22 protein-coding genes, 1 tRNA gene and 2 pseudogenes are annotated in these 24085 nt (G+C 62.6%); 12 read left to right on the top strand and 13 right to left on the bottom strand.

What is annotated here, in order from left to right; genetic code table 11:
* Positions 1 to 113 precede the first annotated feature (113 nt).
* Positions 114 to 548, top strand: a complete 435-nt coding sequence (locus FHW92_RS14660) for a nuclear transport factor 2 family protein (RefSeq protein ID WP_168603983.1) — start codon at positions 114 to 116, stop codon at positions 546 to 548.
* Here the strand turns inward: FHW92_RS14660 and FHW92_RS14665 are convergent.
* Genes FHW92_RS14665 through FHW92_RS14675 form a run of 3 tightly spaced genes read right to left on the bottom strand, consistent with a single transcriptional unit; the run spans position 545 to position 2304 of the window.
* Complete coding sequence (locus tag FHW92_RS14665) at positions 545 to 1087, bottom strand: cytidine deaminase (RefSeq protein ID WP_168603984.1); 543 nt, start codon at positions 1085 to 1087, stop codon at positions 545 to 547. The genes FHW92_RS14660 and FHW92_RS14665 overlap by 4 nt on opposite strands.
* Positions 1006 to 1734, bottom strand: a complete 729-nt coding sequence (locus FHW92_RS14670; protein WP_168603985.1) for a glycoside hydrolase family 25 protein — start codon at positions 1732 to 1734, stop codon at positions 1006 to 1008. The genes FHW92_RS14665 and FHW92_RS14670 overlap by 82 nt, the downstream gene beginning before the upstream one ends.
* 51 nt (positions 1735 to 1785) lie before the next feature.
* Positions 1786 to 2304, bottom strand: a complete 519-nt coding sequence (locus FHW92_RS14675) for a UPF0262 family protein (protein WP_168603986.1) — start codon at positions 2302 to 2304, stop codon at positions 1786 to 1788.
* Positions 2305 to 2493: 189 nt separating this feature from the next.
* Here FHW92_RS14675 and FHW92_RS14680 point away from each other — a divergent pair, with 189 nt between their 5' ends.
* Entirely contained in the window at positions 2494 to 4038 is a 1545-nt protein-coding gene (locus FHW92_RS14680) for a replicative DNA helicase (RefSeq protein WP_168603987.1), read from the top strand.
* Between the two features lie 93 nt (positions 4039 to 4131).
* The gene (gene rpoZ, locus FHW92_RS14685; protein WP_168603988.1) at positions 4132 to 4476 is read left to right on the top strand and encodes a DNA-directed RNA polymerase subunit omega; all 345 of its coding nucleotides are present in this window, start codon (positions 4132 to 4134) and stop codon (positions 4474 to 4476) included.
* Between the two features lie 150 nt (positions 4477 to 4626).
* Here rpoZ and ftsH read toward each other — a convergent pair whose 3' ends face one another.
* From ftsH to FHW92_RS14700, 3 genes are all read right to left on the bottom strand, one after another.
* A complete protein-coding gene (ftsH, locus tag FHW92_RS14690) occupies positions 4627 to 6576 on the bottom strand; it encodes an ATP-dependent zinc metalloprotease FtsH (RefSeq protein ID WP_168603989.1) in 1950 nt (649 codons plus the stop codon).
* A 102-nt stretch (positions 6577 to 6678) separates the two neighbouring features.
* A complete protein-coding gene (gene metW, locus FHW92_RS14695) occupies positions 6679 to 7272 on the bottom strand; it encodes a methionine biosynthesis protein MetW (RefSeq protein ID WP_168603990.1) in 594 nt (197 codons plus the stop codon).
* An 8-nt stretch (positions 7273 to 7280) separates the two neighbouring features.
* Positions 7281 to 8402 (bottom strand): homoserine O-acetyltransferase, encoded by a 1122-nt coding sequence (locus FHW92_RS14700; RefSeq protein ID WP_172249261.1) that lies wholly within the window; start codon positions 8400 to 8402, stop codon positions 7281 to 7283.
* A gap of 101 nt (positions 8403 to 8503) precedes the next feature.
* Here FHW92_RS14700 and FHW92_RS14705 point away from each other — a divergent pair, with 101 nt between their 5' ends.
* Both FHW92_RS14705 and FHW92_RS14710 read left to right on the top strand, forming a co-directional pair.
* Positions 8504 to 9601: a histidinol-phosphate transaminase gene (locus tag FHW92_RS14705; protein WP_168603992.1), complete on the top strand. Its 1098-nt coding sequence runs from the start codon at positions 8504 to 8506 to the stop codon at positions 9599 to 9601.
* A 2-nt stretch (positions 9602 to 9603) separates the two neighbouring features.
* Complete coding sequence (locus FHW92_RS14710) at positions 9604 to 10512, top strand: prephenate/arogenate dehydrogenase family protein (protein ID WP_168603993.1); 909 nt, start codon at positions 9604 to 9606, stop codon at positions 10510 to 10512.
* A 293-nt stretch (positions 10513 to 10805) separates the two neighbouring features.
* On the opposite strand, the gene FHW92_RS14715 is transcribed toward FHW92_RS14710, so the two are convergent.
* Genes FHW92_RS14715 through ftsE form a run of 4 tightly spaced genes read right to left on the bottom strand, consistent with a single transcriptional unit; the run spans position 10806 to position 13826 of the window.
* On the bottom strand, positions 10806 to 11513 hold the full coding sequence (locus tag FHW92_RS14715; RefSeq protein WP_168603994.1) for a lysophospholipid acyltransferase family protein: 708 nt from the start codon (positions 11511 to 11513) through the stop codon (positions 10806 to 10808).
* 1 nt (position 11514) lies between these two features.
* Positions 11515 to 12045, bottom strand: a complete 531-nt coding sequence (locus tag FHW92_RS14720; RefSeq protein ID WP_168603995.1) for a YdcF family protein — start codon at positions 12043 to 12045, stop codon at positions 11515 to 11517.
* Complete coding sequence (locus FHW92_RS14725; RefSeq protein ID WP_246870167.1) at positions 12046 to 13104, bottom strand: cell division protein; 1059 nt, start codon at positions 13102 to 13104, stop codon at positions 12046 to 12048.
* Positions 13101 to 13826 carry a cell division ATP-binding protein FtsE gene (gene ftsE / locus FHW92_RS14730; RefSeq protein WP_168603996.1) on the bottom strand — a complete coding sequence of 242 codons (726 nt, stop codon included), beginning with the start codon at positions 13824 to 13826 and terminating at the stop codon, positions 13101 to 13103. The genes FHW92_RS14725 and ftsE overlap by 4 nt, the downstream gene beginning before the upstream one ends.
* Before the next feature lie 210 nt (positions 13827 to 14036).
* Here ftsE and FHW92_RS14735 point away from each other — a divergent pair, with 210 nt between their 5' ends.
* Both FHW92_RS14735 and FHW92_RS14740 read left to right on the top strand, forming a co-directional pair.
* Positions 14037 to 14828 carry a zinc-ribbon domain-containing protein gene (locus tag FHW92_RS14735; RefSeq protein WP_168603997.1) on the top strand — a complete coding sequence of 264 codons (792 nt, stop codon included), beginning with the start codon at positions 14037 to 14039 and terminating at the stop codon, positions 14826 to 14828.
* Positions 14829 to 14940: 112 nt separating this feature from the next.
* A tRNA-Leu gene (locus FHW92_RS14740) sits at positions 14941 to 15027 on the top strand.
* A gap of 354 nt (positions 15028 to 15381) precedes the next feature.
* On the opposite strand, the pseudogene FHW92_RS25790 reads toward FHW92_RS14740, so the two are convergent.
* Both FHW92_RS25790 and FHW92_RS26240 read right to left on the bottom strand, forming a co-directional pair.
* Positions 15382 to 15510 (bottom strand): annotated as a pseudogene (locus FHW92_RS25790) (DUF2274 domain-containing protein); the annotation flags it as partial.
* A gap of 64 nt (positions 15511 to 15574) precedes the next feature.
* Positions 15575 to 16294, bottom strand: a pseudogene (locus FHW92_RS26240) (hypothetical protein); the annotation flags it as partial.
* Positions 16295 to 16545: 251 nt separating this feature from the next.
* On the opposite strand from FHW92_RS26240, the gene FHW92_RS14750 reads away from it, so the two are divergent.
* Positions 16546 to 17373, top strand: coding sequence for a class I SAM-dependent methyltransferase (locus FHW92_RS14750; RefSeq protein ID WP_210428508.1), 828 nt, complete (start codon positions 16546 to 16548; stop codon positions 17371 to 17373).
* 162 nt (positions 17374 to 17535) lie between these two features.
* On the opposite strand, the gene FHW92_RS14755 is transcribed toward FHW92_RS14750, so the two are convergent.
* Positions 17536 to 18180: an NUDIX domain-containing protein gene (locus FHW92_RS14755; protein WP_168604000.1), complete on the bottom strand. Its 645-nt coding sequence runs from the start codon at positions 18178 to 18180 to the stop codon at positions 17536 to 17538.
* A 105-nt stretch (positions 18181 to 18285) separates the two neighbouring features.
* On the opposite strand from FHW92_RS14755, the gene FHW92_RS14760 reads away from it, so the two are divergent.
* From FHW92_RS14760 to FHW92_RS14775, 4 genes are all read left to right on the top strand, one after another.
* Positions 18286 to 19347, top strand: coding sequence for a bifunctional nicotinamide-nucleotide adenylyltransferase/Nudix hydroxylase (locus FHW92_RS14760; protein WP_168604001.1), 1062 nt, complete (start codon positions 18286 to 18288; stop codon positions 19345 to 19347).
* Between the two features lie 73 nt (positions 19348 to 19420).
* Entirely contained in the window at positions 19421 to 20791 is a 1371-nt protein-coding gene (locus FHW92_RS14765; RefSeq protein ID WP_168604002.1) for a nicotinate phosphoribosyltransferase, read from the top strand.
* Between the two features lie 778 nt (positions 20792 to 21569).
* Positions 21570 to 21707, top strand: coding sequence for a hypothetical protein (locus tag FHW92_RS14770; protein WP_168604003.1), 138 nt, complete (start codon positions 21570 to 21572; stop codon positions 21705 to 21707).
* 99 nt (positions 21708 to 21806) lie between these two features.
* Positions 21807 to 24005 (top strand): glycosyltransferase family 4 protein, encoded by a 2199-nt coding sequence (locus FHW92_RS14775; protein ID WP_349237690.1) that lies wholly within the window; start codon positions 21807 to 21809, stop codon positions 24003 to 24005.
* Positions 24006 to 24085: the final 80 nt, after the last annotated feature.

Genomic DNA, 24085 nt, shown 5'->3' on the forward strand with positions numbered 1-24085 from the left:
CGCGCCGCAGGCTTTAATCCCAATCACCCCTCACGCCCCCCACCCCATTAACGGGATTGCAAAGGGACAAGTCCCTTTGCCCGCCGGAGGCAAACCCTGCTAAAGCCCCCACCATGACCGACCTCGACCGCCTCCTTGCCGAACACGCCATCGCCCGCCTCATCACGCGCTACGTCCACCTGAACGACGCTGGCCAATGGGAGGATCTGGCCGCGCTTTACACGCAGGATGGGAGGATGAACCGCCCCACCGCTCCCGACAGTTTCACCACCGGGCACGAGGCGATTCTGGCCGCGTTTCAGGCCCGTCCGCCGCGCGCCAGTCGACATATCGTGGCCAATATCGTGGTGGATGTGGCCGACGACGGGCAAAGCGCCAGCGCCTACAGCCAGCTCCTACTCTTCACCGGCGAGGCCGATGGCGCGGGTTTGCCGCTGCAATCGTCCAAGCCGCCGCTGGTGGGCAGCTATCAGGATCATCTGGTGCTGACTTCAGGCGAATGGAAATTTGCCGAGCGGCGCGGCAGTCTGGATTTCCGGCAAGCCTAGAGCAGATTGGCCGGACCAAAGGCCAGCGGCAGCAGTTCCGACAGCTTCATTTCCGCAACGCCATCGGCCGAAGCGCTCCACACCACCGGGTCGGTGCCGCCCAGTTGCGCCAGCTCGTTCAGCACCTGACGGCAGCGTCCGCAGGGCGTGACCGGCCCCGGTCCGGGCTGGGCCACGCCATCCTCGCCGGGCGATCCGCCGATGACCGCCACGACCACCAGCCCGCCGCGCACGCCATCGGCCATCGCCCGCGACACCGCCACCGTTTCCGCGCAGAGCGCCAGTCCATAGGAGGCATTCTCGACATTCGCGCCGGTCACCACGCTGCCATCGGCAAAGCCGAGCGCCGCGCCGACATGAAACGCCGAATAGGGCGCATAGGCGCGGGCGGAAGCCGAACGAGCGGCGGCAATCAGGGCGTCACGGTTATGATTCATGGCGTGCATCATGGTCCTTTTTACTTCTGCACCACAACCCAGCGCAAGGGCTGCTCGGCCGCCGAGGTCTGCAGGCCCGAATTGGCGGTCCACAGTGCCCATGGCCGCCCGCCGTAATCGGGCTGCACCCGGTCCGCGCTCAGCCACAGCGCACGGTCGAGCGTGGCGGCAATGGGATAGGTCTTTTCAAATTCGCGCCCCAGTTTCAGCACAGCCGGTTTGCCCGTATGCGTCTCGATCTGGTTGAGAAAGGTCATCAGCTCGCTGACCACGGCGGCATCCGACACCGGCACCGGGCAATGATCGGCCAGTTGCTCCAGTTCGACCGCCGGGGGCAGCATCTTTTTATCGCGCGGGACCACGGTGACGAAATTGGCGGCCTGCTTGTCGGCGGGCTGACACGGATCATATTTGTGCAGCGCGCCCCATGGCAGGCCCGCGCTGCGCGCCGCATCGAGATTTTTCACCACGGCGGGATCGCGCGCGAAAGCGCTGGCCGAAGCCTCAATATAGACGAAATTGGCGCCGATTGCCTTCAAGGCGACAAAATCCACCGGCCCGTCCGCGCTGCCCACCAGCGCGCCCTGCGTCGGGAATGTCGTGCGGTCGGGCTGCCAGTGGCGCATGCTCCACCACGCCCAGACCCCGCCCACGATGCCCAGCAGCGCCAGCACTGCCAGCAGACGCCAGAGAAGCGACGGGCGCCCGCTGCGGCCTTTGCCGCGCGGACGGGTTTTGGTTTTTGCCATGTTATTCAACGTTCTTTGTAATGGCCCGTCCGCATGAAACGCGAATCGTCATCAGGCCTTGATATGCAGTACGCAAATCAGCGTAAACAACCGGCGCGCGGTGGGGAAGTCGGTTTCCACCTTGCCCTCCAGCCTTTCGAGCAGAAGTTCGGCAGCATGGTTGTGGACCCCGCGCCGAGCCATGTCGATCGTCTCGATTTCCTTGGCCGAAGCCTTGCGGATCGCCTGATAATAGCTTTCGCAAATGGCGAAATATTCGCGAATCGAGCGGCGGAAGCGCCCCAGCCCCAGCATGATCGTTTCGAGCAATTCGCCCTCATGCCCTTCGCGCCCATCGCTGATCTCCATCGACAGACGCCCGTCATGGACCGCGAGGCGCACCGCATAAGGTCCGTGATAGCCCGCATCCCAGATCCGCAAGGGCTTGAAAACATTGTCCTCGATCAGATCGAACACCGCCACGCGCCGCTCCTGCTCGATGTCGTCATTGCGACGCAGAATCGTCGTTTCATCCAGATCGATGCTGGAAATGCGCGCAGTGGGCGCCACGGGAGGCAGGTTGGACAACATAAGACCTCCTCATTTCGCAAATGCGAGGGGCGCAGGCAAGGGGGTGCAAGGAACTATGGTGCAAACCATAGCATGGGCCCGCACAGAGATTTTCCCGCCAGCGCCCCGCCCCAATCCCCATTATCCACAGGGTCGTTTGCAACACACCCCATTGCGCCGCCCGGCCGCTGGGCGCATGAGGGCCCATCCATGGCACAATCTGACACCCATCTCGCCCCGGCTTTGCCGTTTTCGCCCGCCAATGATTCCGGTGCGCGCGCGCAGGCGCTGCCCGCCAATATCGAGGCCGAGGCAGCCTTTCTGGGCGCCATCCTGATCGACAACCGCGTGGTCGAGGAACTGGCCAAGCCCTTGTCGCCCGCGCATTTCTTCGAACCTGTCCATGGCCGCATCTTTGAGCGCATCCTGCAATTGCTGGATCGCAAGGCGGTGGTCACGCCGGTCACGCTCAAGCCCTATTTCGAAAGCGACGAGGCGCTCAAGGCGCTGGGCGGCACGGCCTATCTGGGCCGCCTGACCGCCGATGGTCAGGGGCTGATCGCGCCGCGCGTGCTGGCCGAACAGATTTACGATCTGGCGCTGCTGCGCGAACTGGTGCGCGTGGGGCGCGATCTGGTTCAGGGCGCGATGGACACCAGCGAATCGGTTGAACCGCTTGAACAGATCGAGGCCGCCGAGGCCGCGCTCTACAAGGTGGCCGACGGCGCGGGCGGCGCGAATGAGGCCAAGAGCTTTGCAGAGGCCACTCGCACCGCCATTTCGGGCATCGAAAAGGCGTTCAACAGCGGCGGCCATGTCGCGGGCAAGACCACGGGCCTTGATTCGGTCAACCAGCGCATCGGCGGTCTGCACGATTCCGACCTTATCATTCTGGCCGGCCGTCCGGGCATGGGCAAAACCTCGCTGGCCACCAATATCGCCTTCAACGCGGCCAACCGCCTGCTGACCGACCGCGAGTTGGGCCTCGATCCAGCCAAGAGCATCGGCGCGGCGACGGCTTTCTTCAGCCTCGAAATGAGCGCGGATCAGCTCGCCACGCGTATCCTTGCCGAGCAATCGGGCATTTCCTCCAGCGCGCTGCGTATGGGCAAGATCAGCCGTGAGGATTTTCAGGCGCTCTCCTTCGCCAGCCAGCGTTTGAGTCAATTGCCGCTGTATATTGACGATACGCCGGGCCTGACGATTGCGGGCCTGCGCGCCCGTGCGCGCCGTTTGAAGCGGCGCCATGACATTGGTCTGGTCATCGTCGACTACCTTCAGCTTCTGCAGGGCAGCGGGCGGGCGACCGACAATCGCGTCAATGAAATTTCGGAAATTTCGCGCGGTTTGAAAACTTTGGCCAAGGAACTGCATGTTCCCGTGATCGCCCTGTCCCAGCTCAGCCGTGCGGTGGAACAGCGCGAGGACAAGCGTCCCCAGCTTTCCGACCTTCGCGAATCCGGCTCGATCGAACAGGACGCCGATATGGTCTGGTTCGTGTTCCGCGAGGACTATTACGTCAAGGGCCGCGAGCCCAAGGAGCCCGGCCCCACCGATCCGCCCGCCGTGGTCGAGGCCCATGCCAAGTGGCAGGAGGAAATGGAGCGCGTCTTTGGTCTGGCCGAACTGATCATCGCCAAGCAGCGCCATGGCGCCACCGGCAAGGTCCGCATGCGCTTTGAGGCCAAGATCACCAAGTTCAGCGATCTGGCGCCCGAGGAATTGGCCAATTATTCCTATGACCTGGAGGAGTGAGGCGTCCTTTGCCTCACGAATCCTTGACTTTCGCCGCTTTGCCGCCTAGGCGCCAAGGTTCGCTGGAATTTCCCTATTCAAGACGGAGTGCCCATGGCGCGCGTAACCGTTGAAGATTGTGTCGACAAGATCCCCAACCGCTTCGATCTCGTGCTGCTGGCTGCCCAGCGCGCGCGCGAAATCTCGGGCGGTGCGGAACTGACGCTCGAACGCGATCGTGATAAAAACCCGGTGGTGGCCCTGCGCGAAATCGCAGAGGAAACCGTCCGTCCCAAGATCCTCAAGGAATCGCTGATCACCTCGATGCAGCGCGTCCTGCCTGACGATGATGATGAAGTCGATGACATCGGCTCGCTCTCGCAAAGCGCCGAGGCGCTGCGCATCACGGCGGCGGCTCCGGTGCGTAACACCTCGCTGGGCGGGGATTACGACGGCTGATTTCATCGCATTGGCGATTAAGACAAAAGGCCCCGGAAGAGCTTCGGCTTTTCCGGGGCCTTTTGTTTTGAGCCTTCGTCGATAGGCCCCCAAAGAAAAGGCCCCGCTGTTGTTGCCAGCGAGGCCCATTTTCGCAACCAAGGCAGCTTTTTACGCCCCCTGCGGCGAAATCCCGCCAAGGCCGTTCGCCAGACTGCTCGACCGGCCCGCGCGCGGCACGCTGGTGCCCCTGATCGCAGCGGGCAGAGGCACACCGCTGGGCGCTTCGGGGCGGTCGATCTTGCCGGTGTCCACCACCTGCTTAATCTCGTCACCGGTCAGCGTTTCGTATTCCAGCAGCGCCTGCGCCAGCGTATGCAGCTTGTCGATCTGCGACTTGAGCAGGTCGGTCGCCCGTACATGGGCATTGTCGACCAGATTGCGGATCTCGCTGTCGATCAGCTTGTTCGTTTCATCCGAGGCGAACAGGCGCTGGCTGGCGCCCATGCCCAGATAGCCCTCGTTCTGATCCTCATACTGCAGCGGCCCCAGCTTGTCGCTCATGCCCCACTTGGTAACCATGTTGCGCGCCAGACCCGTAGCATACTGGATATCGCCCGAGGCGCCGCTCGACACCTTCTCATAACCAAAGATCAGCTCTTCGGCCACACGACCGCCCATGGCGACCGACAGGTTCGCATGCATCTTGTCGCGGTGATACGAATAGCTGTCCCGCTCCGGCAGGCGCATCACCATGCCCAGCGCGCGACCGCGCGGGATGATCGTTGCCTTGTGGATCGGATCGCTGGCCGGTTCATTCACCGAGACAAGCGCATGGCCGGCCTCGTGATAGGCGGTCATCTTCTTTTCTTCCTCGGTCATGACCATGCTGCGACGCTCGGCGCCCATCATGACCTTGTCCTTGGCGTCCTCGAATTCCTGCATCGCCACCAGACGCTTGTTGCGCCGGGCCGCCAGCAGCGCCGCCTCATTGACCAAATTGGCCAGATCCGCACCCGCAAAGCCCGGCGTGCCGCGCGCGATCACGCGGGGCTGAACATCGGGGGCCAACGGCACTTTCTTCATATGCACGGCCAGGATCTTTTCGCGGCCCTCGATATCGGGCACCGGCACCACGACCTGACGGTCGAAACGGCCCGGACGCAGCAGGGCGGGGTCCAGCACATCGGGGCGGTTGGTCGCGGCGATGATGATGATGCCATCATTGCCCTCGAACCCGTCCATCTCGACCAGCAACTGGTTCAGCGTCTGCTCGCGCTCGTCGTTCGAATTGCCAAGGCCGTTGCCACGGCTGCGGCCCACCGCGTCGATTTCGTCGATGAAGACGATGCAGGGCGCGTTCTTCTTGGCCTGTTCGAACATGTCGCGCACGCGGCTCGCGCCCACGCCGACGAACATTTCGACGAAATCCGAACCCGAAATGGTGAAGAAGGGCACGCCCGCCTCACCCGCAATCGCGCGGGCCAGCAGCGTCTTACCGGTCCCCGGCGAACCGACCAGCAGCGCGCCCTTGGGGATCTTGCCGCCAAGCTTGGAAAAGCGGCCCGGATCGCGCAGGAACTCGACGATTTCCTCCAGCTCCTCGCGCGCCTCATCAATGCCGGCCACATCGGCAAAGGTCACGCGCCCCTGCTTTTCGGTCAGCATCTTGGCCTTGCTCTTGCCAAAGCCCATGGCGCCGCCGCCGCCGCCCTTCTGCATCTGGCGCATGGCGAGGAAACCCACCGCCACGATCAGCAGGAAAGGCAGAGCCTGAAGCAGGATATAGAGCAGCACGTTCGGCTCTTCGGGAGCCTTGCCCTGATATTTCACGTTATTCTGGGCCAGAAGCGGCGCCAGCGTCACGTCGTTGGGAATGGGAACGGTGCTGTAGGCCTCGCCGTTCTTGAACTTGCCGGTGATGCGCTGTTCGCCCACCTGCGCGTCATAGACGCTGCCCTCGGCGACCTTGGCGCGGAATTCGGAATAGGGGATCGCCTGCGCGCCTATGTCATTGCGCGCGCTGAACAGCGATACGGCGAAGAACAGGGCGAGGAAGATCCCTCCCCACACCAAAAGGCTCTTCGTCCAGGGGTTTCCATTGGGCTGTTCGTCATTCATCGAGGGGCGCGTCCTTTCACACCCATGTAATGTAGGGCGGCGGGGCTGAATCGCAAGCTGGGGAAGGTGTATATTCCGATCGAGTTTACCGATCAGAAGCGATTATCCCCGCGAAAGCAGATAGACCGCATGTTCCGCGCGCCAGGTTGCCATCGCGGGGCTGATCAGGCTGTCGCCGTTCAAATACCACGCGCCTTCCACCTTCAGCCCGCGCTGGGCCACGAAATCGCGGAAATCGGCGATGGTCAGGTGGTGGATGTTGGGCGTTTCATACCAACCCACCGGCAACAGCCGCGTCACCGGCATCCGCCCGCGCCACAACAGATCGCTGCGCACCCGCCAATGGCCGAAATTGGGAAAGGACACAAAGGCCCGCCGCCCGATCCTCAGCAATTCCTCCAACACCATGTCGGGCCGCTTGGTGGTCTGCAAGGTCTGACTCAGGATCGCGTAATCGAAACTGGCATCGGGATAGAGCGCCAGATCGGTGTCCGCGTCGCCCTGAATGGCCGAAAGCCCATGGCCCACGCATTCGGCCACATTATGCGGGTCGATCTCCAGCCCGCGCACATCACAGCCCCGCTCATCGCGCAGCGCCGCCATCAGCGTGCCATCGCCGCAGCCCACATCCAGCACCTTCGCCCCCGGCGCCACATGCCCGGCGATCACCGCCAGATCGGGGCGTAAATTTGCCATAATCCGGTTCATCGGCTCAAAAATCCCGTAATCACCCGGTCGAGCGCGGGCACATCGAGCAGGAAGCTGTCATGCCCATAGGGCGCAGCCAGTTCCATAAAGGACACCGGCGCCCCGGCGGCATTGACCGCATGGGCGATCTTGCGCGATTCGGCGGTGGGATAGAGCCAGTCGGTGTCGAAACTGACCACACAGAAACGCGCCGTTACCCCGGCAAAGGCTTCGGACAGGCGGGTGGTATGGTCTGCCCCGAACCGCTCCTCGGAAACATCGAAATAGCTCATCGCGCGGGTGATATAGAGATAGGAATTGGCGTCGAACCGGCCGGTAAAGCTGCTGCCCTGATAGCGCAGATAGCTTTCCACCTGAAAATCCGCGCCAAAGCCAAAGCTTTTCGCGTCCCTGTCCTGAAGCCGCCGCCCGAATTTCTCCGACAGCGTTGCTTCCGACAGATAGGTGATATGCGCCGCCATCCGCGCCACCGCCAGCCCCGCATCCGGCGCCCGACCCGTGCCGTAATAGGCCCCGCCCTGCCAATCGGGATCGGCCATGATCGCCTGCCGCCCCACCTCCTGAAACGCGATATTCTGCACCGGCATCACCGCCGTGGTGGCCAGCAGCAGCACTCGCGCCACGCGCTCGGGCCAATGGATCGAGAGCGAGAGCGCCTGCATCCCGCCCATCGAACCGCCCACAACCGCATAAAGCCGCTCCACCCCCAGATGGTCGAGCAGCGCCATATGCGCGCGCACCATGTCACGGATGGTGATGACGGGAAAACGCAGCCCATAGGGCTGGCCATCGGGGGCAAGGCTGCCCGGCCCGGTCGTGCCCATGCAGGAGCCCAGCACATTGGGGCAGATGACGTAAAAGCGGTCGGTGTCGATCGGCTTGCCCGGTCCTACCATCTTGCTCCACCACCCCGGCTTGCCGGTGATGGGATGCGGGCTGGCGACATATTGATCGCCCGTGGTGGCGTGACAGATCAGGATCGCATTGTCGCGCGCATCATTGAGCGCGCCATAGGTTTCAAACGCGATCCGCACGCCTTCAAGGCTCTGTCCGCCATCCAGCGGCAGCGGATCGGGCAGGTCATAGGTTTGCGAACAGGACGTAAAGAGGCTGGCCATTATGCGCGTTGAATTGGGGGCTGATGCGCGCGAAGTCAACGGGAAGTCCATGCGTCACCCCCTGTCATTTCGCCCCATGTTCGGCTAAGGGCCGCGCCATCATGACCAAACTTCCCACCCCCAAGCCCTGGATCAGCGCGATCCACGCCTATGTCCCCGGCAAGTCCAAGGGCAAGGACGGCAGGCCGTTGACCAAGCTTTCGGCCAATGAAAACCCGCTGGGCACGTCGGCTGCGGCGCTGGCGGCGCGCGATGCGGCGGCGGCCCCGGCGCTCTATCCCGATCCCGACAGCAATGCTCTGCGCGCCGCCTTGGGGCAATTGCACGGCATTCCCGCCGCCCGCATCGTGATGGGCACCGGGTCGGACGAGATCCTGCATATTGCCGCGCAGGCCTATGCCGGACCGGGGGACGAGATCATCTATGTCCGCTATGGTTTCAGCGTCTATGACATTGCCGCGCGCCGCTGCGGCGCAACGCCGATTGTCGCGCCGGACGCCGATTACGGCACCGATGTCGATGCGCTGCTGGCGCTGGTGACGGAACGGACGCGGGTGGTCTTTGTCGCCAATCCGAACAATCCGACCGGTTCCTTCCTGCCGAAGGGCGAAATCGCCCGCCTCCATGCCGCGCTGCCATCCGATGTGCTGCTGGTGCTGGATCAGGCCTATGGCGAATATGTCGATCCGGCGGATGAAGATGGCGCGATGGCGCTGGCGGAATCGGCGGACAACGTGCTGGTCACACGTACCTTTTCCAAGATCTATGGTCTGGCGGGCGAGCGTTTGGGCTGGGGCACGGGGGCCGATCACATTATCGACGCCCTCAACCGCATTCGCGGGCCGTTCAACCTCTCGAACACCGCACAGGCAATGGGCCTTGCGGCCGTTGCCGATCAGGCGTTTGTCGTGGCCAGCCGCGAGCATAATGCCGCCACCCGCGCGCGTTTTGTCGAGCGGCTTGAGGCGCTGGGAAATCAGGGCGTGCGCCCGCTGCCCAGCCAAGCCAATTTCGTGCTGATCCTGTTCGAAGGCGCGCTGGAGGCAGAGACGGTCTATAACGGCCTGATGGACATCGGCTATATCACCCGCTGGCTGCCCAATCAGGGCCTGCCGCACGGGCTTCGCATCACCATCGGCAGCCAGGCGCAGATGGATGAAATCGCGGATGAAATCACCCGTCTGGTGCGAGGCGCATAAAGATGTCCTTTGCCAAAATCGCCATCATCGGCTTGGGGCTTCAGGGCGGCTCGATCGGTCTTGCGGTTCAGCAATATCTGCCCAAAATCGCCACCTCAGGCTATGACCGCGACCCGGCAACCCGCGCGCGGGCAGCCGAACGCGGATTGGTGGGCCATGTGGCCGAAACCGCCGTGGAGGCCGTGCAAGACGCCGATCTGGTGATCTTCTGCGTGCCGCTGGGCGCGATGGGCGATGCGGCGCGGGAATGCGCGCCCGGCCTGCGTGGCGATGCTATCATTTCCGATGTCGGTTCTTCAAAGGAAGCGGTCGCCAAAGTGCTGGGCGAGGTGCTGCCCAACCACACGATCATCCCGGCCCACCCGGTCGCGGGCACCGAAAATTCCGGCCCTGACGCCGGTTTCGCCAGCCTGTTCGAAGGCCGCTGGTGCATCATCACCCCGGCCGAGGGCACCGATCCCTTCGAGCTCGAGCGCCTCTCCGTGCTGTGGCAGGCCATCGGCGCGCGGGTGGAAATCATGGCCCCCGCGCATCACGATCGCGTGCTGGCCGTGACCAGCCACCTGCCGCACCTTATCGCATACACAATCGTGGGCACTGCGGGCGACCTCGAAGAAGTGACCCAAAACGAAGTCATCAAATATTCCGCAGGCGGCTTTCGCGATTTCACCCGCATCGCCGCGTCGGACCCCACCATGTGGCGCGATGTCTTCCTCTATAACCGCGACGCCGTCCTCCACATGCTGCAGGTGTTCACCGAAGACCTGACCGAGCTGCAAAAGGCGATCCGCCTTGGCGATGGCGAAAAACTGTTCGACCATTTCACCCGCACCCGCGCGATCCGCCGCTCGATCATCGAACAGGGGCAGGATGTGGCCAGCGCCAATTTCGGGCGGGATGGGAAGGTTTAAGGGGGTTTAAGGGAGTTATAAATGCGAGGGATGATTTTAGATAACCGATTTGTCGAGACAAATCGGTTGGCCCCTCGCGCTCCCATTACTGTCTTTGTCGCGCATGGGGTTCGACGTTTTGTGTCGGACGCACCGCCTGCAAATTAAAAGCCTGCGCCGCAAACAAGGGTAACCCCACCGCGCCGCAGGCTTTCAAATCCATCGCCCAAACAAACCTGATACCCTCCAGCACCACCCCATTAACGGGATTGCAAAGGGCCCCCGCCCTTTGCCCGCCGGAGGCAAAATCTTCCCTAATCATTCAACGCATTAATCGCCGCCTTGACCCGCGCCTCGATCTCCTCACGCGGCAGACCGGCCGGAATCACTTCACCAAAGCGATAGGTCACCGTCCCGCGCCTTTTCCAGAAGCCGTGCAGCAGCGGGCCCGAATTGACAGCCACCGGCACCACCGGCAGCCCGATCATCTTATACAGCCCGGCAAACCCGGCCTGAGGCGCAGGCTGGGTGCCGTGGCGCACGCGGGTGCCTTCGGGAAAGATCGCCAGCGGGCGGTTTTGCTGCGACAAGCCGCGCGCGGCCGAAACCATCGCGCGCAGGGCCTTGGCACCCTGATCGCGTTCGACCGGGACAAGGCCGTACAGCCCCGCCGCCCGGCCCCACAGGGGCACGCGCAGCAGTTCGACCTTGGCGAACACCGCCGGAAAGGGCAGCAGCGTGGGCAGGTCAATCGCCTCGAACATGCTTTCATGTTTCAGCGCGACAAAGACCGGGCCCGAAGGCACCGTGCCCTCGATCACCACCTTGGTCCCCATGATATGCACCACGCCCCAACGGTGCATGTTCGACCATCGGGTGCAGATCCAGATCGCCCCTTCGCGCCCGCCAAACGCGATGAAGAAGGGAATCGTCAGCCCCATCAGGACCGAGCAGGTGTAGAAAAACAAAGAGAAGGCAATCGAGCGCAATGCGTTGCCGATGCCCAGCGGCGATTTATTCATATCAACCTTTTCCGATATGCCACAGGCGCCGCAACACGAACTTGCTGTATTCGGCAAACAGGATGCCCAGCGAGGGCCGTGTCGGCACCGCGTCTTCTGTCAGTTCCACGTCGGCCGGGATGGTCTGGCGCAATTCCCATGCGGCGCGGCGCATATGCCAGTCCGAGGTCACCAGCCGCACCCGGCGCAACCCGTGGCGTTTGATCCATTGGGCCGATTCGCGCGCATTGGAGCGCGTATCGACCGATTCGTAGCCCAGCGTGATGCAGCAGGCCAGCAGGGCCGCGCTCATCTTGTACTGCGCGGCCAGTTCGCCCGGCTTCACCTCCGGGTCCACGCCCGAAATCAGCAGGCGCGGCGCCACGCCATCGCGCAGCAGATCCAGCCCCCGCGCGATCCGCCCCTCGCCGCCGGTCAGCACGATGATGCCATCGGCCTTGGCGATCGGCGCGGGCTGGGGCTGAAACGCGGCGAAACCGGCAAAGCCCAGCGCCCAGACCGTGAGCAGCAGCGCAAGGAGGCGGCGCAGCATCTAAAGCATCCTTCGCAGCGCGATCAGCACGGAAAGCCGCGCCGTCAGCATGGCCAGCACCACCGCCGCCACCGGCACCAGCGCCACCACCGCCCAGTCGAGCGGCCGCAGCACCCCGCCGGCCAGCAGCCCCGCGCCCAGCCCGGCGAAACGCGCACCCAGCACCATCACCGCAATCTGGCCCAGCACCATGCCCACCAGACTGCCCAAGGTGGCGTCCATGCCCATCGAGCGCTGGAAAATGCGCGCGATCTGGGCATCGGTGCCGCCCAGATTATGCACGATCTCAATCGTTCGCCGATGCGTGCCCAGCGCCGAGCGCGCCGAGAGCAGCACCGCCGCCGTCAGCGCCAGCGCCAGCAGGCCGATCATCGAGAGCGCCAGCCAGCGCAGCGAATCCATCGCCTCGAACACCGGGGCCAGCCAATGCGATTGCGCATCCACCCGCGCCCCCGGCGCCACCCGGCCCAGCGCCGCGCGCAGGGCAGCGATGCGTGCACCATTGGCTGCCCCGTCAATCCGCACGTCGATCATCGCGGGCACGGGCACCATATCGCCATCGCTCATCCCCGCGCCCAACCATGGCACGAGCAGTTGGTCCAGCTCCGCCTGGGGCACCACGCGGGCCGAAATCACGCCCGGCACGCCCAACAGCGCCTTTTGCGCGGCCTGCGCCTGCGCGGCGCGGACGGGGGCCTGCGCCTCAATGATCTGAACGCTGACCCCTCCGGCCAGATCCAGCGCGGCGGCATTGGCGATGTTGCGCAGCGCAAGGCCCGTGGCCGCCGCGATCACCGTGATCGTCACCATGATCGCGATCACCCATGGCGTCGGCCCCGACAGCCGCGCCTGAGGCACGAGCACGCCCTCGCCCCCGCTGCCAAAGGCGCGCCAGCCCGCCAGCTTGCCCTCGCCGCTGCCCGAAAGAGCGGCGCGGCCCGAGAACCACCCACGACGCGGCGCGGCAGGCGCAGGATCGACAGGCCCGCCGGTGGGCGCCAGCGGCCGGTGCGGGATCTGCACCTGTTCATCGTCGAGATTCATGCCTGGCAGGTTCATGGCTGGGCATTCTCCCGGCGCGGGGGATAGCGCAGCGCCCCGGTCGGGTCCGACATTCGCCCCCGGTCCAGCCGCATAATCAGGCTGCCTGGCACTTTCTGCAGCAGGTGCAGATCGTGGGTGGCCACCACCACGGTCGTGCCGAGCCGGTTGAGCGCCTCGAACAGGCGCAGCAGCTTGATCGCCATTTCGGGATCGACGTTGCCGGTCGGTTCGTCGGCCACCAGCAGTTCGGGCCGCCCGATCACCGCGCGCGCGATGGCCACGCGCTGCTGCTCACCGCCCGAGAGCGTGGCCGGGCGCGCGCCCATCCGGTCGGCCAGGCCCACCCATTCGAGCATATCCTTGACCGGCTGCACCACATCGCGTTCGGGCACCCCCGCCACGCGCAGCGGCAGCGCCACATTGTCGAAGGCCGAGAGATGCGGCACCAGCCGGTAATCCTGATAGACCACCCCGATCCGCCGCCGAAATCCCGGCAGGCGATGACGCGGCAGGGTGATCGCATCGGTGCCGAACAGGCTGATCATCCCGCGCGAGGGGCGCTGGGCCAGATAGAGCATGCGCAGCAGCGAGGACTTACCCGCGCCGCTGGCCCCGGTCAGAAAATAGAAATGGCCCGCATGAAGCGTGAAACCGACATCGCACAGCACCTCGCGGTCGGGGCCATAGCGCAGGCCCACATTGTCGAAGCGGGCGATTTCTCCTGCTATGCCCGTCATTTGGCTCTCCCACACGCATCGGACGCGGCAATGCATCGGCGCGAAATGCCGTATTGCAGGCTTGTAACAGGAGAACGTTCGACCATCGTTTCCCAGCTATAGTACGGCTTTGCCCGCGAAAAAAGGGCGGTGGAAAAATGGCTGTTCGCGCAGCGGTCGCCCCCTGTTCCCCTTGTGCTGTGCAACGGTTGCATGCTTTAGCTGTGGGCGATGATTATTGCCTGTCCTGCTTGCGCGACACGCTATGCCGTCCCCGACAGCGCCATCGGGGTCGATGGCCGCACCGTGCGCTGCGCCACCTGCCGCCACAGCTGGTTTCAGGAAGGGCCGGTGATCGAGGTGCCCCCGGCGCCTGCGCCCGTGGCCCCGGCCCCTGTGGCGCCCGCGCCGCAAGTGGCGCGCCCCGCTGAACAGGCCCCTGCGCCCGCTCCGGTTGCCGCTCCGGCCCCACCCCCGCCCGCACCCCCGGTTATGGCCGCGCCCCCTCCGGCCCCGGCGGTCGAGCAGGCCCCGCCCCCGATTGCGGACAATTTCGCCGCCACCCCATCCAGCTTTGCCCATGAGCCGCCGTTTCGCCCGCGCCGCAATCCGGCGCGGATGTGGACGATGCTGGCGGTCGGCTTTGCCCTGATGGCAACGGGCGCGATGGCGGCGGTCTATCAGTTCGGCCTGCCCACCTGGCTGCCCCTGCCCCAGACGGGGCACAGCGAGCCGGATCTGAAACTGACCTTTCCGGCCGCGCGTCAGGAGCGCCGCCCGCTCAACAACCAAAACGATTATTTCAACATTTCCGGCACGATCACCAATATCGGCCAGAACCGCCGCAGCGTGCCCAGCCTGATGATCGTGCTGCGCGATGCGCGCAACCGCGCGGTCTATACGGTTGAGGCCGCGCCGCCCAAGCCGGTGCTGAACCCCGGCGAGAACCTGACCATCAACACCGCGATCGTGGACGCGCCGAAAGCGGCGGTCTCGGCCGAGGTGAAATGGAAGGTGAATTGAAACAAATTTTCCACAAGTTCGATTCAGCGCTTGGCAAGCTCAAACTCCTCTGTTAGGGGCGCCCTCCTACCCCACTGATAGGCCAGAGCTTCTGGCAAATCAGACACGGATTGCGGTCGTGGCGGAATTGGTAGACGCGCAACGTTGAGGTCGTTGTGGGTGAAAACCCGTGGAAGTTCGAGTCTTCTCGACCGCACCAATATCCTTTGATTTCAAAGGATAAATTCGGGGGAATGGCACAGTGTGGCACACTGCCATTCCCCGAGTATGCTGTGAAGCGTTCCTAAATCGAGATGTTTTTAGCCGAGAATGGCTTGCCGACCTATCGAATGATGCGGGGGCGGCCACCGTGCCGGCGTGGTAAATCGCTGCTGGCTCTCGCCCATTCCCTCGCGACCTCAGGAAGCCACCTCGGCCGAGCCAAGGCGGAAACCCGTGGTGGCAGCTTTTCAGGGCATTGGGAAACCATCCGGCAGATGGTGCTTTCGGAATAGCCCAGGAATTTCGACAACTCCCTCGGTGTCCAGAGGTGATCCTCCTCAGTCATCCACCTCTATGCCTCAGCGGTCTTGCGCATCTTGGCAAATGCACGATCACTTTCGAGGAATGCTGCCAGCATCGCCGGTATCAGTTCGGTGACGGATTCCTCCCGGCCATATGCCTCGGCATACAGCGTCGCATATTGCTGCAGCGACGTAAGAACCGACCGAGGGGCGGATCTCTGCAACACAGGTGTCGAAATCAAAAGCACCATAAAGGGCCGGGACGCCAGCGGCATTCATTCGGCCGGCGTTTCTCAACCGCCGCGGTGGCGTCCCCAGCAAATTGGCGGGATCAGCGATGACCCTCTCGCGCTCGCTGGCACCGTTGATCTGGCGAGCGCGGTAGATTCGCAAAGTTTCATCTGAGCCGATCTCATACACTACAGGCTGGCCGAGATCGTCCTTCTGGAGATGGATGTTCTCGAAGAGTTGGCGAAGGCGATCCCTCGCGAGGTCGCTAAAGAAGCGGCGGTTGTAGGTAATTTCGAGCTTGAACTGCTCCCACGCTTCGCTGCGCGGGTTGGAAGTATGCTCGACCCGAACGTAATTTTGGTCATCGGAGTAGAAAGGTTCGCCTCCATCACGCGGATCATAGGGATCGTCGTCGATGAGTTGGCTGACGATCGCGTCTGAGATCCGATCATCCTCAGCTTGTGTTAGGTCGCTGATGATTTCTCGCAAGCTCAAGCCTTGTTGCTGCCAATCGGCGCGATCATCCTCGCGGCCATACGATGGCTGATATTCGCCGATCATATAGTTAGGCACAATCACAGCGTCGATGATCGGTGCGATGGCGTCAACGGGAATGCCGCTGCGATTGGAATGAAAGTCGCATTTGAGATCGCGTGGAAACTTTGGTCTCAACTCCTTAAGGCGCCGTCTCAGGCCGGGTTCGCCGAAGCAGAAAGGGCATAGCGTGGTCATTCCCAAGGCTGTGGACGAAATACCAGTAATTCGCACTATAAAATTAGGGCAGCTTAATGGAAACAGAATGGCAAGTTCCAACGGGAACAGTCGTTCAAGCCTCGATCCGGAAACGTCGTATGCTGGTCGCAGCCGGTCACCGCGCTGTCACTATCACACCGATGGCCTTGCCCTTGTTGTCCCAAAAGCCCTGTCTGGACTTATCGCAGCGCGGAACATATCAGGGAAGCCAGCTTCGACGAGGTAATACGATGGCGGCCACCCAATCTCCATCCAGTCAAACCTGGGCCGAAACGCGCGGTGTGAAATGGCGCGATCAGCTTGGTCCGATGGAGGCGATGCTTGCACCCATCGATGCCCCGTTGATCGCCGCGCTGGATCTTGCCGGGCATTTGCGGATCGCCGAGATCGGTGCGGGCGGCGGCGCCACAACGCGCGCCATTGCCGCCGCCACGCCCGGCAGCACGATCGAGGGTTTTGACATTTCGCCGGATCTTGTCGAGGCGGCCAAAGCCCGTGCGGGCAGCATCGCCCGCTTCACCCTTGCCGATGTTGCCCGTTTCCGACCCGCGGAAAAGTTCGATCGCCTCGCATCGCGCTTTGGCGTCATGTTCTTCGAGGCGCCGGAACTTGCCTTTGCCAACCTGCACCACTGGCTGCGGTCGGGCGGCAAGCTAGCTTTCGCGGTTTGGGGGCCCGGCAAAGAGGTGGCCTTTATGGCCAGTGTGCGCGATGCGGTGGCGGCGGTGATCGATTTGCCCCAGCCCGACCCGGATGCGCCCGGGCCCTGCCGCTATGGCGATCCATCAAGGTTGATCGCGCTGCTGGACGCCGTCGGGTTTCGCGATTGCGCCGCCAAGACCTGGCGCGGCGACCTGCAGGTCGGCGGCGGGATGACGCCCGATGCGGCAGCGGAATTTCTCCTTGCATCCTCGTCTGCGGCCGGGCCGCTGGCCGACGCCGGAGCCCGCGAACAGGCCGAGGCCCATGACCGTATGACGGCAGTTTGCGCCGCCAACTTGCGCGATGGCACCGTCTGGATGCCGGCGCGCGTGGAAATCATCACCGCCACGGCCTGAACGGCGCAGGATTCGGGTTGCCAAGCTGGATTGCCGTAACACGGACAGCATGGAAGGAGCCCAAGGATGGCCCGAACATCGATGCCGACGCTCTGCGCAATGCCTCGCTTCGCCCCAATTGCTGCCGTTCCCTGACCTAATCAGCTGATCGGAACCCGCCGTTCATTCATGCTTACGCTGATAGAGCTCAGCGGGGCGAAAGGCGGTTTGGGTCTCGCGCTCGCCCGTCGGTTCGATCCAGCCGGTGTCGAGCATGCGGCGGCGGAAGGCGGGCTTGCTGAAACTGTTGCCGGTGATCGCCTCATGCACCCTTTGCAGGTCGCGCAGAGTGAACAGATCGGGCAACAGGGCAAAGGCGACCGGCGCGTAATCCAGCTTGCCGCGCAACCGGTCATGAGCAAGGGCAAGGATAGCCGCATGATCAAACGCCAGCGCTTCGGGCAAAGCGCCGACCGGCACCAGCATCAGATCATCCCGCAACCCTACCGCTTGCGCAAGTTGTGCATGGGTCAGCAGGGCGAAATAGGCCACACTGACCGTCCGCATGCGGGGATCGCGCCCCGGATCGCCAAAGGTGTAAAGCTGTTCCAGCCAACCGCCCTCGCCCGCAGCAAAGCCCGCCTTGTCGGTCAGTATGCGACGGGCAGCCTGCTCCAGCCCCTCATGTTCGCCCACAAACCCTCCGGGCAGGGCAAGATGGCCGGTGAAAGGCTCAGCCCCACGCCTTTGCAACAGGGCGCAGAGGCGGTCATCGACCACGCTCATCAGGACAAGATCGACGGTGACGGCAAGAAGAGGATAGTTCATGGGCGATACTTATATCTTGACTGAATATAAGTTCAACACTTATAAGCCCTCTTACAACGAGTCGGGGAGCCCGGCTCGTTTCCATCTTTCGAGGGAGCCTCGGACATGACCATCGACTTCGGCGTCTTTATCGGGCGCTTTCAGCCGCTGCATATCGGTCACGAACATGTGATCACCCACGCATTGGAACGGGTCAACCGTCTGATTGTGCTGGTGGGATCGGCCAATGTGGCGCGCGACCCGCGCAACCCCTTCACCTATGCCGAACGCGAAGCCATGCTGCGCTCCGCCTTTCGCCATGAAGTGGCAGAGGGCCGCCTGATCATCGCTCCGCTCGACGATCATCTCTATTCCGACACGGCATGGGTGACGCAGGTTCAGCGCAAGGTGCGCGCCATCGTGCTGGATCATGGCAACAACCATGGCTTTCAAACCCATGGCATCAGCGATTTCCGCGTCGCCCTGACCGGCTATGGCAAGGATGCCTCCTCCTTCTATCTGAAACTCTTCCCCGAATGGGAGAACCTTCAGATCGACAGCCAATATGGCACCTTCTCCTCCAGCGATGTGCGCAGCCGCTATTTTCAACGCATTGCCGAAGTGCCCGCCTCCATCCTCTCGACCGGCGTGACGGAATTCCTGCGCAGCTTTATGCTGGGCGAGACATTCCGCGCTTTGCTGGAGGAAGCCGAATTCCTCGCCGCCTATCCGGAGCAATGGGGGCGCGGGCCTTTTGTCACGGCCGATGCGGTGGTGGTGCAATCGGGCCATATCTTGCTGGTCGAACGGGGCCGCGCGCCCGGCAAGGGCCTGCTCGCCCTGCCCGGCGGTTTCGTGAACCCGGAGGAACGCATCCGCGACGCCGCGATCCGCGAATTGCGCGAGGAAACCTCGATCAGCGACGGCAAGGGTCAGATCCCCCCCGCCATGCTGGCCAGTTTTATCGAGGACGCGCGCACCCGCGTGTTCGATGCGCCGAACCGCTCTTTGCGCGGGCGGATCATTACGCACGCCTTCCTCTTCCGCCTGCCCGAAAGGCGCAAGCTGTTCAGCGTGAAGGGCGGCGATGATGCCGCCCATGCCCGCTGGTATCGCTTTGGCGACCTCTCGCCGGAGATGCTGTTCGAGGACCACTGGTCGATCATCGAAGAGATGGCCGACCTCTGACACCCCAAGACCTGAAGTCCCATGCCGCGCGGGGGAGTCCCGCGTCCGCCTGTCCCTGTGAGGAGTTCACACCATGACCAATCTCATTCTGGCTACTGACAGCTATAAGCACAGCCACTTCCGGCAATATCCGCCCGAAACACGCGCGATCAGCGCCTATGTCGAAGCGCGGGCCAATGATTTTGCCGATGAAGTGCTGTTCATGGGCCTTCAGCCCTTCCTGATCGACAGGCTGGCCCGTCCGATCACCATGGGTGACATTGACGAGGCCGAGGCGATCTGCGCCGCCCATGGTGTGCCCTTCAACCGCGCCGGGTGGGAGATCATCCTGAACGATCACGCCGGTTTCCTGCCCATCACCATCCGCGCCCTGCCCGAAGGGATGATCGTGCCCACCGGCGTGCCCATGGTGCAGGTGGAAACGACCGATCCGCGCCTGCCATGGCTGGCGACCTTTATCGAGACGGCGCTACTGCGCGCTATCTGGTATCCCACCACGGTGGCCACCATTAGCCGCCAATGCCGCCTGATCATCGCCGCAGGGCTGGAGAAGACCGGCGAGGACCCGGCGGGCCAATTGCCCTTCAAACTGCACGATTTCGGCGCACGCGGGGTCAGCAGCGGGGAGAGCGCAGGTCTGGGCGGCATGGCGCATCTGGTGAACTTCATGGGCACGGACACGATGGAGGCTTTGCTGGCCGCACGCCGCTATTATGGCGCGGATATGGCGGGTTTCTCTATCCCTGCGGCGGAACACAGCACGATGACCAGCTGGGGCCGCGAGCGTGAGCAGGACGCCTATGCCAATATGCTCGACGCGTTTGATGGCGTGGTGGCGGTCGTCTCGGACAGCTATGATCTGGATGCGGCGATCACCGGCATATGGGGCGGCGCCTTACGTGAGAAGGTTCTGGCCCGTGACGGAACGTTGGTGGTGCGGCCCGACAGCGGCGATCCGGTGGAAACGCCGGTGCGGGTGATCAGGATGCTGTGGGATGCCTTTGGCGGCGCAGTGAATGCGAAGGGTTATCGTGTTCTCGACCCGCATGTCCGCGTGATACAGGGCGACGGCATGACCCCCGCCACCATCGCTCGCCTGATCGACCGGTTGATTGCGGAAGGTTTTGCCATCGACAACATCGCCTTCGGCATGGGCGGCGGCCTGCTGCAACAGGTCAACCGCGACACTTTGCGCTTTGCCATGAAGGCCAATGCCATGCGCGATGACACCGGTGTTTGGCGCGATGTCGTCAAGGCCCCCGCGACTGACCCGACCAAGGCCAGCAAGGCGGGCCGCCAGGCCGTGGTGCGGCGAGATGGGCGTTTGAACATCGCCCGTGCGGAGAATGTGACCGATGCTGACAATCTGCTGATACCGGTCTGGCGCAATGGCACCATGCTGGTGCGCCACAGTTTTGACCAGTTGAGAGCAAGAGCGGCATAAAAATGATGGCATGGCGTTGAAGCCGGCTTTTCAACGCCATTCGCCCTTAAAGCGGACGAAAGCGTTGCAAAGCAGGCCCTGCGGAAGCGGCCGTCGGTTCACCCCTTCGATGCATTCTGTGAACAGCCACCAGGTTTCTGGACGACTGTGATCCCCAATTGTGAGGACAGGAGGCGGCGATAGGGGAACCCAATTTCAGCGATGAGTGCGTGCGTGATGCGGTGACCCAGATTATCAAGCGCGGTATCCTGTAGAGGATGTGTGGAAACGGCTCGGTGTCAGTCTACATCTATCCCATCACTTTTCAGCTGTAAGTAGCGCAGATACCCCGAAGCTTACGTTGCATGATCTGGCGGACATTAGGTTTGGGCGCAAATTCGCACGTGCCACCGACAATGGCTGTAATGCCCTGCTGTGCCAAAACCCAATTTTCGCAGATCCTTTGCACTATGGTAAATGGGTAGCGACGTCCCATTGAGCATCGAATTGATGCAGAGTTATCTGCAATCCATGCTAAAGGCGGATCTGTCGCGAATTTCGACGTCGAGCCACTCGTGAGCGAGTTACCTGCTGTGCCCCCGCTTAACGAAGGCGGACGCGTCATGTGCCGGAACGAGATCTTCTAAGCCGAATTACGAACCATCACACACGGCGCATTGGCGACAGGGGTTCTGCCCCACCCGCAATCCCGTGCGCTTCGCATCAGCAACGAAGCGAATTCCCGCGCAAATAGCAGGCCCAATGCCTGGGTCACACACCAACCAAGGACACAACCGACATGGCCAAATCACAAAAACGCAGCAATCGAGAGATCCGCAAACCGAAAGCCACAAAGGGCAAAACCATCGTGCCGCTGGCACCGCTGGAAAGTTCGCCGGTATTGGCCGCGACGCGCAAGCCGAAAGGCAAGCTATAAGACGATTTTCAGAATCAACCGCTTCGAGTTGCCTTCGTCGGTAATGCCCTGCCCCGCCGGTGTGGCATCGCAACCTTCACTACTGATCTTGAATTGGCCGTGCGCCACCTTGATGACGTGGCCCAGACCGCAATCATTGCGATGTGTGATCAGGGTGGGCAATATGCCTATCCACCCCATGTTCGCTGGTCTATCGCGCAGGAGGACGCGGGCGGCTATCTGGCAGCGGTCGATTTCATCCATGAACAAGGCTTTGATGTCGTTTCGCTCCAACATGAATTCGGCATCTATGGCGGCGAGGCCGGAGACTATGTCCTTGGCCTGATTTCTGCGCTGCGTATTCCCCTTGTCTCAACATTGCATACTGTTCTGGATCGCCCATCGGACGCCCAGCGCAGGGTCATCATGGCCATTCTGGCTGCTTCGATGCGCGTTGTGGTCATGGCGCAGAAGGGGCGCTCCATCCTGATCGATGTTTACGGCGCTGATCCTAAAAAGATACTCGTCATTCCCCATGGCATTCCGGACATGCCGCTGATCATTCCGCAACAGGCCAAAGAGAAGCTCGGATTTTCCGGGCATCGCATCGTTCTGACATTTGGCCTGATCAGTCCAAATAAGGGGATCGAGGCAATGATCTCGGCAATGCCGGTGGTTTTGGCTGCTGCGCCCGATACAGTCTATGTGGTGATGGGTGCCACTCACCCGACCTTGCTCCGCGAAGCTGGCGAGGCCTATCGCGAGAGCCTGATCGCGCTGGTCCATAATCTGGGGCTGGAAAGGCATGTGGTGTTTCTCAACCACTTTGCCGATCGGCCCGAACTGCTCCAGCATATTGCCATGTGCGACGTTTATGTGACGCCCTATATGGTCGAAACCCAGATGACATCTGGGACGCTGGCCTATGCGCACGGACTTGGGCGACCGGTGGTATCGACGCCTTACTGGCATGCCCTCGAATTGCTGACTGATGGTTCTGGCGCTCTGGTGCCCTTTGGCGATGCGGCCAGCCTTGGCGAGGTGGTCGCCGATCTGTTGACCAATGAAGCCTCCCGCCTTGCCATGGGGCGCCGGGCCTATGTAGCCAGTCGTGCGATGACGTGGCGCAATACCGCTCTGCATTATTGCGAAGCCTTTCGCGCAGCATGCCGCAAGCCGTCGCCCGAATTGCCGGCCATGCCGCTCGATCACTTTGCGGCGATGTGCGACAGCACCGGCCTTATTCAGCACGCGGTTCACGACATTGCAGACCGAAGTCACGGCTACTGCATTGATGACAATGCCCGCGCCCTGCTGCTGTGCTGCGGCATGGAGATGCGGGGAGACCCGAACCGGCATAACAAGTTTATCAAAACGGCGCTGCCCCGATTTGCCAGCTTTATCCAGCATGGATGGAACCCGGACCAAAGCAGGTTTCGCAATTTCATGGGCTTTGATCGCCGATGGCTGGAAGATATTGGATCCGAGGACAGCCACGGTCGCACACTCTGGGCCTTGGGCGCCTGTTTGGCGCAAGGTCGGGAAACGCCGCGGGGCCAGTGGGCTACCGCTCTGTTCGAAAAGGCACTGCCCCCCATTAAAGCCTTCACTTCAGCGCGGGCATGGGCCTTCGCGCTGCTGGGCTTGTCTTTCTATTGCAGCGCCAGGCCAAACAATCACGATGCGCGAAGGCTGCAACTGACACTAGGAGGTCGACTTCAGGCGCGATTGCTTGCCTGTGAAAGCGATGATTGGGTTTGGTTCGAAGATGGGCTGGCCTATGATAACGCCCGCCTTTGCGAGGCGCTTATCGTAACCGGCAGAAGTTGTGGATCGCGCGACCTGATCGATGCCGGTCTGCGCAGCCTGCGCTGGCTGCTTGAACGCCAGACGGCACCGGAGGGTCATTTCCGCCCGGTCGGTACGCAAGGGTTCCTGTTGGCGTCGCGCGAAACCCCGCCATGCTTTGACCAACAGCCCGTTGAAGCCTGCGCCACCATCGCGGCCTGCCTCGCCGCCTCGTTCGTCGATCCATCGCCATCATGGCATGTCGAAGCGCACAAGGCCTTTGCATGGTTTACCGGCGCCAATGATTTGGGCCTGCCTCTGGTTGATATCGCAACCGGCAGTTGTCGCGATGGCCTGCATCCTGATCGTGTCAATGAAAACAGGGGGGCCGAATCCCTGCTCTCCTACCTTCTGTCTCTTTCCGACATGCAGCAATTTGAGCGAGACCTGCCATGGCCAACGGCCATTCGCCTGCCGGATGCATCGTCATTCACTCTTCATGGTGAAGCGGAGGCAGGCTTCCGTCGTTAACACGAAGGTCGTCCGGCGCTCATTCCTTGCCGCATTTGTCCCCCCAGTGCCGGGATTCCGGCAGATGGCTCTGTCCTCCG

It is taken from the genome of Novosphingobium sp. SG707 (assembly GCF_012275515.1).
GTDB lineage: Bacteria > Pseudomonadota > Alphaproteobacteria > Sphingomonadales > Sphingomonadaceae > Novosphingobium.